A 14079-nucleotide genomic window follows, 5' to 3' on the forward strand; every position below is an offset into this window, starting at 1 on the left:
TACTTGGTGCCCAGCAGTAAGCTCGCGACCCCATACTTTGCCGTCCTTGAGCCTCAGCGGCAATCCTGGATGACGAAGCGGTTCTTGCCTTGATGCTTGGCGTCGTACATCGCCCGGTCGGCACTCGAGAGCACTTCCACGGCGCTCACGCCTTTTGATGGCACCACAAAACCCAGGCTCGCTCCAACCCGCACCTGCAGTCCTTTGAGGCTGAAGGGTCGTTCAAGCGCCTGCAACGCCCGCTTCGCGACGGCTTCCACCACCGAGCAGTCCTCCAGTTCCCGTAACAGCAGCACGAATTCGTCTCCCGCCAGGCGAGCGACCAGGTCTCCCTTGCGCACACTTTCGCGTAAGCGGATGGCCACATGACGCAGTAATTCATCCCCCGCTTCATGGCCCAACGAGTCGTTGACGCGCTTGAAGTCATCCAGGTCAGCGAATCCCACCGCGAATGGCGAAGAAGCAGAGTGTTGGATGGCGAGCTGCAACGCCTCCAGGAACGACGCGCGGCTCCCGAGTCCGGTGAGGTCATCCGTCTGGATTTTCTTCTCCAGGGCCCGCTGGAGGCGCACCCGGTCCGTCACGTCAGTCTGTACACCCACGAAGTGCGTCACACGCCCCTGCTCGTCATGGATTGGGGCCAGGTTGAGGGCATTCCAGAAAGGCGTGCCGTCCCGGCGGTAATTCAGAATCACGACGTCCAGGGAAAGGCCAGCACACAGCGCCTCACGCATTTGTGTACGCGTGTACGCGTCCGTACCGGGGCCTTGCAGGAAGCGGCAGTTGCGTCCCAGGATTTCACTGGCCGGGTAGCCGGTGAGCGTTTCGAAAGCCGGGTTGCAGTAGAGGATGGGAAAGTCACCGTCCGCCTGGGTGACGATGAGGCCGTTGGTCGCGGCATGTACGGCGCGCGTGAGTATCTGCGAGAAGTCGGTGGGGGTGTGCATGCTCCTCCTCTGCTCAGGTTAGCTGCCGCGTTCGTTCAGGGCCTTGAAAGCACCTGCTCGTGACGTTCAGTCAGCCAGTGAAGTAAAGCTTCGCCGGTCATGGCGCGCGCGTACAGCCAGCCTTGCAGGTAATCCACCCCAGCATCTCGCAGGAAACTGGCTTGCTTCTCGGTTTCCACGCCTTCAGCGACAACCTGTAAGTTCAACGCCCGCGCGAGACCCACCATGGTCCTGACGATCATGGCGTCCGTACCAGTCGGGTTCTCTCCAACGTCCTGCACGAACGAGCGGTCGATCTTGAGGGTCTGCACGGGAAACCGCTTGAAGTACGCCAGGTTCGAATGACCTGTGCCGAAATCGTCCACTGCGAGGCGTACACCGAGTTTCCGCAGGCCTTGCATGGTCAGGGCGGCATCCTCAGCACTCATGATGCTGCTTTCCGTGATTTCCAGCTCCAGCAGACTGGGATCGAGCCCTGCTGCTTCGAGGGCAGCCCGGATACTCCCGAGCAGGTGCGGACTGCTGAACTGCCGGGCGCTGAGGTTCACCTGTCCCCGCAAGCCTGGAGTGCTGACTTGCAGCGCCTTCAGCTCCCGGCAGGTTTCGTGCAGCACCCACTCACCGATCGACATGATCAAGCCGGACTCTTCGGCCAGGGGAATAAAGGTCGCCGGGGACACACTGCCGTACCGCGGGTGCTGCCAGCGCAGCAGGGCTTCAACGCTGTACGGTCGCGCGTCCCCGGCGTGCACGATCGGCTGGAAGTGTACGCTGAGTTCCTGGCGTTCCAGCGCGCGGTGCAAGGCATTACGCAGACTCAGGGTGCGGCGGTCGGGGAGGCTGGGGCCAGTCGTGAAGCGTGTCCAGCCGAGGTTGTCACGCTTGGCGCGTTGCATGGCCGCGTTCGCGAGGCTCAGCAACGCTTCGGGATTGAGCGAGTCACCTGGGAAGAGCGCCCAGCCGGCGCTGGCTGTGACGAACAGTTCCTCACCTTCCACGACGAATGGCGTATGAAAGACTTCCCGGGCGGTTTGAGCCAGGGAGGCCAACGCGCCGTCCCCGGAGAGTTGCGGGGCGAGCAGCACGAACTCGTCGGCGCTGACGCGACCGACCGTGCAGTTCACGGGAAGCGCTGTCTGCAGACGCGCGCTGATCTGTCGCAGGACTTCATCTCCTCCGGCTTGCCCGAGTGCTTCGTTGACACGTTTGAACTGATCGACATCCAGCAGGCCAACCGCGACGAACTCACCGGTTCGTACTGCGGTCCTCAGCGCGTGCCCGAGGAGCTCGTGAATCATGGTGCGGTTCGGCAGGCCGGTCAGTGGGTCGTGGAGTGCCTGACGGCGCGTGGCTTTTTGTGCTTCATCACGTTCGATCAGCAGCGACGTCAGTTGCGCTGCGTCCTGCAGGACCTCCACTTCGGCGGGCGTGGGGGTACACGCTGCGGGTGCGTACACGGCGAAGGTGCCGAGCACTGCCCCGGTTTGATCGAGGACGGGCATGCTCCAGCAGGCCATGAGTCCGCAGGTGCGCGCGCCATCACGGTACGGCAGCCACTTCGGGTCGGTCATGATGTCGGGGGTGATGGTGAGCTTTTTGCTGCTGGCCGCCGCGCCACAGGATCCGACGTTCGGACCCGCTTCGATGCCTTCGATGGCCGCCAGATACGCGGCAGGCAGGCTGGACGGGGCACCGTTGAAGAGTCGTCCGTCACGCAGGCGCATGATGGCGGCCGTCTTGCCGGGCAGCTGGTTTTCGATCATTTGGAGCACGGCGTGCAGAACGCCGGGCAGTGGCGCGGTCGCAATCGCCATTTCGAGGATGACGCGGCGGTCCTGCTCGAGGGTTTCACGGCGGCGTTGCTCGGTCAGGTCGCGGATGGTGAAGAGTTGTCCCTGCTGGCGGGCGTCCGGAGCGAGGATGTTTGTGATGGTCAGGGCGACGTGGCGTTCGCTGCCATCACGCAAGCGATGCGTGACCTGTCCCGTCCAGGAAGCATTCCGGGCCAAGGTTTCCTGGACTTCGCGTTCTGCTTCCGGGCTGGGCCAGCGGGCGGTGAAGAGTTCACTCGCGGGTCTTCCGAGGATCTCCTCGGTGACGCCGTACAGGGTCTGCGCGGCCTGGTTGAGCATGGCCACCCGCCAGTTCTGGTTGAGCACGACGAGGGCGTCGTCGATGCTTTGCAGTACGATTTTTTCGTACTTGAGGCGGTGCAGGGCGTTGCGCAGTTCGAGTTCGCTCGTAACGGACGCGGCGAGCTGCTGCAGGAACTCGGCGTCCTCGAAGCTGAACGCGCGAGGTTGGGTGTCGACGACGCAGAGGGTTCCGAGTCGGTGACCGCGGGGGGTGATGATGGGCGCGCCGGCGTAAAAGCGGATGTGGGCCTCTCCCGTGACAAATGGGTTCTGGCTGAAGCGTTCGTCCTGGGTGGCGTCCGGGATGATCAGGGGGGTATCGGCGTGCAGGGCGTGCGCGCAGAAGGAAACGTCGCGGCTGGCTTCGCGGTCGTCGAGGCCGACGCAGGCTTTGAACCATTGGCGGTCCTGGTCGATGAGTGAGATCAGGGCGATGGGCGCGTGGTAGTGCGCGGCGGCCTGCTTGGCGAGGCGGTCGAAGGCGTCTTCCGGGAGGGTGTCAAGGATGGCGTAGCGTCGCAGTTCCGCGAGGCGCGCTTGTTCCTGTAGAGGGGTGAGTGCGTTCATGCTGGACGTCGTGAGGTGGGCACCTGAAGCTCTGCCCTTTCAAGGAAGCCTAGCGCTTGATGAAGACTTCTTCATGATTCATTTCTGTCGTGCAGCCTGCCTCACTCACAAGCTCAGCGACCTGAATTTCACAGGCAACGCATCGGGTACATCCGCATCAGTACACTCGACCAAAGCCTCGACCTCGCGTCGCTGCCGGTGGTGCTCTGGGGCAGTGAGAACCGCTGAGGGCGTGCTATCCAAGAACCGCGAAGGGGGGTGCATCGGGAAGGGACTGATGGTGAGGAAGCGAGATCACGGAAGCTGAGGTTGTAGGCCAGGATCAGCAGTGCGACCTTGAGCCGCAGACTCGCCAGCGTCTTGACCTGCCCCAGCGCAGCCCCATACCGAAGAGGACCGAGAAAGCCAGTTTGATGAACTTGCAGCAGGGTATTTGTCCTTCCAGCAGGGGTCAGGCTGCCTGCGCATGACCCAGAACATCACGGCGGCCTGGCGGCGGGGGCTCCTTTCAGCGCGGCAGTGCGAGCGCCTGGCATGGATGGTGAATTACCGAGACGGCGCGCGTCATGCACACGCGCGCCGACGTGATGGACGCCGCACGTCAGGCGCTGGCGCTGGAGGTTCTGGTGTGTCATCAGGCAGTGGTGACGATCAAGGGCAGCGCGGCCGACGTCCCCGTGATGTTCGACGAGGCGTACGAAGCAGTGGGGGCGCTGGTCAGGTTCGTGCAGCAGCCACCGGATACCGAACCACTCGCCGTAACGCGATCAGGAATCGACAGCCTGATAATGGACGGTGAAAGTTGGTGCGAGATCCTGGCGGTGCGCGATGCACGCCGGAGAGTCAGCGCCGCCCTGCGCTACGCAGCGCACTGGGCCTGGCACCGAAATGACGCCGCGGCCTCCCTGAATGCGTTCACGCCCGAGGAGCTGGCGGACATCAAGCAGCGAGCCGTGGATTTCGCTGCCCGCACTCAGGGAGGCCGACAGGACGTGGGCCACGACCACGACCGACGGTGTGGCCTTCATCTGACGTTTCGCTTCTTGAGGGAAGGCGGTGGAGTTCCGCTGAGGCCCCTGAAGGTAAAGCCTGGCCCATCCGCGCGTATTCAGAAGAGGCGGCCCTGTTTGCACTCATGGGGATGACGAGGGTTCGGCGAATCTCGTCCAGGCGGTCATGATGAACTGGAAGGACCGCTGGGCATCGTGTTGGAGGCTTCTGCCGGCTCCCGAACAGGACGGCACACGGGGAGCCGCCTCTCCTGTCGTCACGGGTAACCTCCAGCCCGGTGCTGACGGATCAAAGATCCACGGGGCCAGGGGCACGACGGGTCGCAACGCCAGGACCGCGCCGATCATTCCGGCCAGCGCGGACAGGACCACAGTGAGGGGATCGTACGCGACGGGCGTGGGGAGTTTGAGGGCGAGCATGCCGGTGAAGTGCATCGACCAGATGCCGACCGCCATGACGATGGGGCTGAAGAGCAGGTGTGGGACCAGCAGACGCAGGAGGTTGGGCTGCACGCGGGCGGCGACGCTGAGCGTGGCGCAGGATGCCAGGCAAGCGATGAGGATGGAGAGCAGGACGAGCTGCGGATCGTCCTGACCCGTTACGGGGTGCATCAGGCTGAGCCGATCACAACCTCAGACCAGGAGAGGTTGGGTCGGCTGTCCTGGATGCCGTGGCCGGTTCGCCTGCACCGCAGCCGCTGGGGTGTTTGAGTTCCTCGTGTGCTGGCTGCTCACGCTTGTGTCCCTTTCGGCAGCGACAGGTGGAACACTGCACCGTGCCCGGGAGTGCTCTCTGCCCAGATACGCCCGCCGTGCCGTTCCACAATGCGCTTCGCCGTCGCGAGGCCGATGCCGGTCCCTTCAAACGTGCTTGCCTGGTGCAGGCGCGAGAACATCCCAAACAGCTTGTCCGCGTGCCTGGGGTCAAACCCCACCCCGTTGTCCTGCACTGTCAGCACCACCTCGCCCGGCGCTTCCTCAGCAGTGACGGAAACAACGGGTGTGTCTCGTTCAGCGCTGTACTTCACCGCGTTGCTGAGCAGGTTCACCAGCACCTGGCGCAGCAGCACCGGATCACCCCGCACAACTGGCAGGGACTCCACGCGCCACTGCACGCGCTGTGCCGTGACTCCCAGATGCAGATCCTCACGGGCGTCGTCCAGCAGGACATGCAGGTTCACGTCCTGCACTTGCAGCGGCTGGCGGGACGTGCGAGCAAACGACAACAGCGCGTCCGTCAGCACGTTCATGCGCGCCGCGGACGACTCGATCACGCCCAACGGCTTGAGCGCCCGTTCCGGCAGGTCCTCACCCAGCACGCGGCGCAGCACGGCACTGAAACTGATGATGTGCCGCAGGGGCGCGCGCAGGTCATGCGAGACGGTGGACGTGAACGCGTCGAGCTCCTCGTTCGCGCGGAGCAGTTGCTCGTTCAGCACCCGCTGCGCTTCCGCCAGTTCACGCGCACTCCGCAGGTCGTACTGGATGTGCAAGGCCTGCACTCGCCGGTCCTGCTCTTCGTTGAACAGTTCACGTTCCAAGGTGCGGGCGCGCTTGAGGTGATCAAACGCGGCTGCCAGGTTTCCCGGCTGATGGTGTGCGCTCACCAGCAGGTCATGCACTTCCAGTTCCTCCGCCTTGAGTCCCGCGCGGACCGCCAGTGCCAGAGCGCGCTCCAGCTGCTCGACCGCGCCTCCAGGCCCCAGGGTGGCGGCGTGATGCATCAGCAGTTTCACCTCTGCCAGGGGATGGTTCACGGTTGACGCGATGCTCAGGCCCTGCTCGAACACACCGCGGGCGAGTTCTTCCTCTCCTTGTTCCTGCTGAATGAGGCCGAGGCTGTCGAGGGCCAGCATTTCCGTTTGCCGGTCGCTGGCCTGCCGCGCGAGCATCAACGCCTCCTGGAGGAGTGGCTGGGCCTGCTCGCCTCGTCGGTGTCTTCGGAGGGTTTCGGCCATGTTGTGCACGAACGTCGCGATCAGCGGGTGTTCCTGCCCTGAGCGGGCGAGCTCCAGTGTCTGCTGGTGGAAGTGCATCGCCCGGTCGAACTGTCCGAGCTGACGGTACTGGGAGGAGATGTTGTTCAGGGTAATTGGAACATCCCGGTCGTGCTCGTCGTACATCTGCAACGCTTCGAACAAATGCTCGAGCGCCGTCGCATAATCGCCGAGTTCATCCGCGATGATGCCGAGGTTGTTCAGGCACGACGCCAGGCAGGCGCGGTTGTTCGTCTCACGGCTGAGCGCCGCGGCGGCTTGCAGGTACTCGGTGGCCGGGACGTACTGGCTTTGCACGCCGTGAATGTTCCCCAGCAGACGCAGGCTCCACGCTTCGTGCTCCGCGTCTCCCAGCCGCCGGAAGCGCGTGAGGGCGTCGCTCGCGTGTTGCATGGCGCTGTCATGCCGGGAGAGGCGCCATTCCAGGGTTGCGAGACGCAGGGCGGCCTGGGCACCGCGTGGTTCGTCGAGCAGTTGATCCGCAAGGGTGAGGGCTTGGTGGGCCAGAAGAGCGGCCTGCTCACGTTCGTTCAGCGCGAGCTTTTCCGACAGCGCCAGAAGCGCGTCGACCTGAGCGGCGTCCCCAGTTGGTGGCTGGTCGGTGTGATGGTGGGGTTCAGACATCCGGCAAGTCCTATCTGTGTTACCGTACCAGACGACGCAGCTCATGACTACGTCAGGTACCTGTGAAGGCGAGGAATGCAGTCGGTGACCGCCTGCGGTTGTGTCCGGTACGGGTCGAGCTCCCATCCCCTCCTCGACTGACGCGCTCCTAGAGCGTTTGTCCATTCCACCCTTGGAGGAAGACACGCCATCAATTCCACTGTCTTGGGCAGAACGGACGCGCGCAAGCCCTCAAACCGCTTTGAGGGCTGTCCTGCGCAAGACCCCCTGAAGGACGCCTGCCCGCGTCTTGGCCAGAACGGACTCGCATGAGCAAGCCTGGCCGCTTGGGCAGAACGGCGCCCTGAAGGACGCCTGCCCGCGTCCAAACGCTCCTGGTCAAGGTCACTCGCTCCCCGCGCTGACAGCGTGCCCAAAAGCGGTTTCGGGCACTGCGCGCTCTCCGCTCGGTCAAAGACATTGATCAAAAACCGATCCATGTCTTTGACAGCCGCTTTAATCAGCAGGTGCCCAGTGAGCGCCGCAGCGTCTCCCGGACCTCAGGCACGAACGCTTCGACGCTCCTAGTTCAGCAGCTGATGAAGGCGTTCGGAGACAAACGCCCTGAGCATGGCCAGGATCACGTCGTACTCCAGCCCATCAGCTCCCCATCAGCGCACCGCTCAGCCGTCATCGCCTCGTCATGCTCCGAGCGCACCGCCAGCAAATGCTCGGGCATCTTGTCCCAGCACAGCTCCACGTCCACGCTCCAGCACGGTTTACCCTCGTATCGTTCGCGCTCAGCTACCCTCGTGCCCCTGCCCGGCAGGCCGCGCCTCCCTCCGGGCTTACACTCCTGATTCTCCTGGCGGTTCTTGCACAACACCCGCCCGACTACGTGTTCGCCTATCGGTGCAGGACGTCGGAGCCGACGGGGCGGTCGGTGACGATGGTCTGCATCAGGACTCCTGGGGATGGGGGTAGCGAAGACCGGCTCGCCGGGTCATGCGGTGGGGCGAGCCCGGTGCGCGGCGAGCAGGAAAATGGTGGCGAGGACGGCGAAGGCCGTGATGATGCCGGCGACCGGCAGGAGTGCGCTCCCGGCGAGCACGCCGACGAGTGCGCCGGCGAGTCCCCCGACGGTGGACTGCAGGGTGCCTTGCAGAGCGGCGGCGCTCCCCATGCGCTCTTTCACGTTGCTGAAGGCCAGGGCCGCGATGTTGGGGAAGATGAAGCCGAATGTGGCAAGCAACAAGAACAGCAGCAGCGTGAGGGTGGGAACGCTCGCCGCTCCACTGAGGACGACGGCAAGCAGCAGCCCGGCCAGCACCACGGCGGCAAGGATCGCGCTGCGCGCGATGGCAAAGAGGCTGAAGTGGCGCAGCAGGACGCGGTTGATTTGCGAGGCGATGATGAGCCCGGCAGCGTTCACGCCGAAAAGCACGGCGAATACACCGGGCGTGACGTCAAGCGTGTCGATGTACATGAACGACGACCCGGTGAGGTACGCGAAGAGCATGCCGGCCGTGCAGGCGCCCGTGAGGATGTACAGCAGGAACGGAGTGTTGCGCAGCAGGCTGAGGTAGTTTGTGGCGGCGTCCCGCAGTCGGGTCTGCGCGCGCTCCTGCGCGGAGGACGTTTCGGGCAGGCGGGTGACGATGATGGTGATCAGCACCCCGAAAATGGCCAGGAGCCAGAACAGACCGTGCCAGCCGATCTGCGTGAGCAGCAAGCCGCCGAGGGAGGGGGCGAGAATGGGGGCGGCGCCCATGATCAGCATCAAGATGCTCAGGCGGTCAGCGAGGGCCTTGCCACTCCACAAATCGCGAACGATGGTGGCGGTGATGACAGCAGCGGCGGACGCGCCGAGGGCTTGCAGGAAACGCCCGGCGAGGAGGACGGTCATGCTGGGGGCGAGGGCACAGAGGACGGAACTGAGTACGTAGACGGCCAATCCGAGGAGCAGCGGGGGTTTACGGCCGTACTTGTCGGTGACGGGACCGTAGACGATCTGACCGAGGGCGACGCCGAGCATGAACACCGCGAGGGTGGCTTGGGCGGCGCCGGAGGTGACGTTCAGATCACGGGCAATGGTGGGGAGCCCGGGAAGGTACAGGTCGATGCTGAGGGGCATGAGGGCTTGCAGAGCGCCGAGGATCAGGGTGAGCAGCGCAGAGCTGAGCGGGAGGGCCGTGCGGGTGGTCAGGCTCATGGTTGGGTCCTTCAGGGGTGAGAGTGGTAGGGACAGTTCCTGCTCAGGGCCAAATTGCGAAGCGTGTTACATACCATGCTCCAACGTGCCCGCTTGCCCATGGAACAGGCGTTCAGGGGTTCGGAAGCGTCAGCGCGTGGCGAGCTGCTCGCCTGGAGGGTCCAGCACTCAAACTGACACTCGGGGGAGGCATGAGCAAAGGCGAGTTGGTGTGGCGGGAGGCGACGCACGGACGAGGTATGCAGGAACGGCGCACCGGCAGGATTCATCATGCCACACACGTCTGACAGCGCCACGAATGCGATGAACCTGGCAGTCGCCAGGGCGTACGGCTCCAAGATGCATCCGTCCATCCGGGATAAGTCAGACGCACGCAATTCGCCCACGCTGTCCTGAAACGCCACGAGCGCCTGCTCCAGTTCCGGGCTGAATGTCGCGTCCTCCAGATCGTCCAACGGGAGCAGGCCCATCACATCATCGTTGGCGTCCGCCAAGTCACCTTGCGAGTCTTCAGTCACGTCAGGCCAGGCTGGCGTTGGTGTCTCGGGAGGCTGCTCGATGGTGAGGGCGTGTATCTGGGTGTATCTGGTCATGCCTCCACTGTCAGCTGACTTAACGGAATGCACGGACGTTTTTTGATGAGAGCCGTTCGGGACCCGTTGTCCGCGTTTCTCGTTCGATTGCCGCTGAACAGGGCAGGAACGCGTAGCAACTGGTGGTTGGAAGCGGGCAGAGTGACGACCTGACGTGGCACGGGTTGTGCAGGGAAAGTCCAGGCGCGTCCTCGCCTGGTGGCGCGGGGGATATGGTGTGGCGCGACGGCAGCGGCGCACCGGACGGGTACATGAAGCGCAAGTAGGGTCGGCGGGCGTACGCCGACGAGGGCAAGCCGGTGAATGGCTGTCTGCACCTCATTCCCGTCGTGTTCCTGACGTTCAGGCGTCCCCGGCCGCGCGCAGGGTGAAGTGAAACGTGCTGCCCACCCCGACCTTTGATGTCGCCCAGAGGCGCCCACCGTGCCGCTCCACGATCTTCTGGCAGATGCCCAGCCCGAGCCCCGTCCCCTCGAACTTCTCACGGGTGTGCAGACGCCTGAACAGCTCGAAGATCTGATCCAGGTACTGCTCGTCGATACCGATGCCGTTGTCCGACACGCTGAACTGCCACCACTCACCGTCCCGCACGGCGTTCACACGCACTTCAGGCGTGACACCCGCACGCGAGAACTTGACGGCGTTTCCCAACAGATTCTGGAAGAGTTGTGCGAGCTGCGGTCCATCCCCCAGTACCACCCCGAGCTCACCCCACGTGACGTGCGCCTGCGTCTCGGTCAGGCGACGCTCCAGGCGCGCCAGCGCTTCTGACAGCGGCGCCCGCACGTCCACGGACCGCAGCGGCACCCGGTCCCCGCTGATGCGTGAGTACGTCAGCAGGTCATCGACCAGAGCCTTCATGCGTTCGGTGCCTTTGAGGGTCATGTCGAGAAACAGCTGCCCGCGCTCATCGAGCGTCGCACCGTACCGTTGCTTGAGCAGCCCCGTGAAGCTCGACACGGTCCGGATCGGTTCAATCAGGTCATGGGACGTGATGTACGCGAACCGCTCGAGCTCGGTGTTGCTGCGCTCCAGTTCCGCGTTGGTCCGCATCAGGTCCGCCGTGCGTTCCTGCACGCGCCACTCGAGCGCTTCGGTCACCTCACGCAAGCGCGCCTCGGTTCGCTTTCGTTCGGTGATGTCGATGACCGTGCCGATGAATCGCAGGGCGCGGTCGTCTTCGAAGAACACCCGGCCTTTGGCGGCGATCCAGCGTTCCACGCCATCCTCAAGGCCGATGGTGCGGTACTCGATGTCGTACTCGCCCGGCCCGCCCACCTCCAGCGCGGTTGCCACGGCCGCTTCGACGCGCGAGCGGTCCTCGGGATGCAATCCGGCGAGGAACGCCGTCTCGAACGTCACTTCCGCCTCCGGCGACAGCCCGAACAGCGCCTTGGTGCGCGTGTCCCAGCGCAGCACGTCACGCAGCAGGTCGTAATCCCAGGTGCCGATCGCTGCTGCCTCCGTCGCGATACGCAGGCGGTCCTCGCTTTCACGAAGTGCGGATTCCGCGGCCTGGCGTTCGGTCAGGTCCTGCATCGCGCCGATCATCCGCACGGCGCGGTCCTGCGCGTCCCGCAAGACCGCGCCGCGATCGTGCACCTCGGCGTACGAGCCGTCCGCGCGCCGAAAGCGGTACTCGTCCGACCACGTTTCGCCCGCGCCGCCGATGACGGCTTGAATGCCTGCCACGACCCGCTCGCGGTCGTCCGGGTGGATGTTCGCCTTCCACCATGCCCCCGACGAGCCGACCTCATGTGACGAATAACCAAAGCGGAACTGCACCGCCTCGTTCCAGAGGATGTGGCCGCACGAGAGATCCCAATCCCAGATCGTGTCATTCGTGGCGTGGACTGCCAGCCGGTACCGCTGTTCGCTTTCGCGCAAGGCGGCAAGGGCCGCGCGGCGTTCCTCGGCGTCGAGCAGCACGCCGGGAAAGGACAGCGGCGAGCCGTCCGCAGCTTTGTCAACGCGGCCATTCGCTTCGATCCAGTAGTAGCGCCCATCGTGCCGCCGCACGCGGTACTGGTGGGCGTACGGCCCACCGCGCGTGATGGCCGCGTCGATCGCTGCGATGAGTTCAGGCCGGTCGTCCGGGTGGACGGTCGCGATGACCTGCTCGAGGCTGAGACCTTCGCGCCCAAGGGCCGAGTCGAGCCCGAAATTCACCGCGAAGCCCTCGTCGACGGTGAAGCGGTCACTTGGGAGGTCCCAGAACCACGTGCCGAGAATCGCGCCAGCTGACAAGGCGAGCTGCACGCGCTCAGCGTTTTCCTGGACCGTCCTTTCAGCGCGGATCTGTTTGGTCACGTCCTGCTCCGCAACCACGCCACCGATAATGGTGCCTTCGGCATCACGGATCGGCGCGGCGTTGTTGAGGTAGTAGCGTCGCTCGTGCAGCGTGGCCCGCTCGCCTGGTGGTCTGGTGTCACCGAAGGGTTGAAACTCCACGAGTTCACTTCGCACGATCTCACCGTGCAGCAGTGCGCGGGTCATCGCCCAGTCAGCCGCGCTGAGGCGATCGCCCGTGTCCGGATTCCAGCCGACCCAATCGCCGTACTGCTCCCAACGCGTCGTTTCGGGTGGCACGCCCCACAGCTCGCGGTGAGCGGTGTTGTCGCGCAGCAAGCGACCCGTCGCATCAGCGATGGTCACACCCACTGGGAGCGCGTCGAGCATTGCCGAGAGCAGCGCCTCGCTGGCGCGCAGTTGCGCTTCGGTCGCCTTGCTCTCGGAGATGTCCTCCACGACGCAGATCTCGTAGTTGGGGCGTCCCCGCGCGTCCCGCACGAGCGACAGGGTCAAGCGCGTCCAGACGGTGTGGCCGTGCTTGTGCATGAAGCGCTTCTCGACGGTGTACGTTTCGAGCTCACCGGCCGCCATGCGCCGGAACGGCACGAGGTCGAGGTCCACGTCGTCCGGATGCGTGATTTCCGTCCAGGGTGTCGTGAGCAACTCGTCGCGTAAGTAGCCGGTGATACGGCACAGCGCGTCATTCACCTCGAGAAAACGCGCGCCTTCGAACGCGACGCGCGCGACACCGACTGCGGCTTGCTCGAACACGGCGCGGTAGTGTTCCACTTCCGTTTCGAGTGAGGTGACATCGAGCTGCACGCGGTGGAGGGTTCCGGCGAGGACGTCGGCGAGCGTGAGCAGGAACGTGCGTTCCGCTTCGGAGACGTCGTGCTGCTCGAGGTAGCCGACAGTGAGGACGCCCCGGACGTGACCGTCCGCACGTAGGGGAATGAGGACCAGCGTTCGCGCGGGAGGCGGTTGAGGCGACACGAGATGCGGGTAGCGCGCCGCGAACGCCTCGAAGGGGAGGATCAGCGGCTGCCCGGTGAGTAGCACGTCGGCGGCAGGGACGTCGGCGTCGTGGGGCAGCACGCGAAACACGCCGAGGCACGCTTCCGGGTAACCGAAGGCGCCGACGAGGTGCAACCCGTCGTCTTTCAGCAGTGTGATGGTGGCGCACGGGGCGTGCAGGGCACGCGCGCAGTCGGGCAGTACCTTCAGGACGTCCGGCACGTCCTGCGCATGGGAGAGCCTGGCGGTAACGAGGTGCAGCAGCGTAACGCGCGCTTCGGCGTCTTTCAGCGCGTGGATGTCGTGAAGGGTGCCGACGATGTAGGCGAGGCGCTCACGGTCGAAGGTGGGTTGGCTTTGCACGCAGTGCCAGTGGTAGGTGCCGTTTTTCGTGCGCAGCCGCAGTTCGTGCTGGGTGGGTTTCCCGTCGTGCCACTCGCGTGCCCAAAGGGTGAGGGCGTGCTCACGGTCGTCGGGATGGATCAGCTCGGCGAAGCCATACCCGAGCAGCTCTTCCGTGCTGACGCCACTGTGGAGGGTGAGGGCGCGGTTGACGAAGAGGGCCGCGCCGTTCGCGTCGCTGACGTACGCTGGGAGGGGCAGGGCATCGAGCAGCAAGAAGGACGGTTGCGCCGTCGGCTGATCCGGCATGGCATGAGAATACCGAGGTTTTTGTGAAAAATGCTTGGCGCGCATCTTCATGAAGCGC

8 protein-coding genes and 1 pseudogene are annotated in these 14079 nt (G+C 64.6%); 1 reads left to right on the top strand and 8 read right to left on the bottom strand.

Going from position 1 to position 14079, the window contains the following annotated elements; all coding sequences use genetic code 11:
• Positions 1-53: 53 nt before the first annotated feature.
• The 3 genes and pseudogenes from DEIPE_RS20605 to DEIPE_RS25180 all read right to left on the bottom strand — a co-directional run.
• Positions 54-947 (bottom strand): GGDEF domain-containing protein, encoded by an 894-nt coding sequence (locus DEIPE_RS20605; protein ID WP_015231484.1) that lies wholly within the window; start codon positions 945-947, stop codon positions 54-56.
• Between the two features lie 35 nt (positions 948-982).
• A complete protein-coding gene (locus DEIPE_RS20610; protein ID WP_015231485.1) occupies positions 983-3649 on the bottom strand; it encodes a bifunctional diguanylate cyclase/phosphodiesterase in 2667 nt (888 codons plus the stop codon).
• Between the two features lie 287 nt (positions 3650-3936).
• Positions 3937-4111 (bottom strand): annotated as a pseudogene (locus tag DEIPE_RS25180) (IS982 family transposase); the annotation flags it as partial.
• Positions 4112-4215: 104 nt separating this feature from the next.
• Between DEIPE_RS25180 and DEIPE_RS20615 the strand changes: the two are divergent.
• Positions 4216-4794 (top strand): hypothetical protein, encoded by a 579-nt coding sequence (locus tag DEIPE_RS20615; protein ID WP_015231486.1) that lies wholly within the window; start codon positions 4216-4218, stop codon positions 4792-4794.
• Here the strand turns inward: DEIPE_RS20615 and DEIPE_RS20620 are convergent.
• The 5 genes from DEIPE_RS20620 to DEIPE_RS20640 all read right to left on the bottom strand — a co-directional run bounded on the left by DEIPE_RS20620 (position 4783) and on the right by DEIPE_RS20640 (position 14021).
• Positions 4783-5271, bottom strand: a complete 489-nt coding sequence (locus DEIPE_RS20620; RefSeq protein ID WP_015231487.1) for an MHYT domain-containing protein — start codon at positions 5269-5271, stop codon at positions 4783-4785. The genes DEIPE_RS20615 and DEIPE_RS20620 overlap by 12 nt on opposite strands.
• Before the next feature lie 119 nt (positions 5272-5390).
• Positions 5391-7280, bottom strand: a complete 1890-nt coding sequence (locus DEIPE_RS20625) for an ATP-binding protein (protein ID WP_015231488.1) — start codon at positions 7278-7280, stop codon at positions 5391-5393.
• Positions 7281-8262: 982 nt separating this feature from the next.
• Positions 8263-9471 (bottom strand): multidrug effflux MFS transporter, encoded by a 1209-nt coding sequence (locus DEIPE_RS20630; protein WP_015231489.1) that lies wholly within the window; start codon positions 9469-9471, stop codon positions 8263-8265.
• Between the two features lie 11 nt (positions 9472-9482).
• Positions 9483-10064: a hypothetical protein gene (locus DEIPE_RS20635; protein ID WP_015231490.1), complete on the bottom strand. Its 582-nt coding sequence runs from the start codon at positions 10062-10064 to the stop codon at positions 9483-9485.
• A gap of 342 nt (positions 10065-10406) precedes the next feature.
• Entirely contained in the window at positions 10407-14021 is a 3615-nt protein-coding gene (locus DEIPE_RS20640) for a PAS domain S-box protein (RefSeq protein WP_015231491.1), read from the bottom strand.
• Positions 14022-14079: the final 58 nt, after the last annotated feature.

The sequence above is a fragment of the Deinococcus peraridilitoris DSM 19664 genome (assembly GCF_000317835.1).
Lineage (GTDB): Bacteria > Deinococcota > Deinococci > Deinococcales > Deinococcaceae > Deinococcus_A > Deinococcus_A peraridilitoris.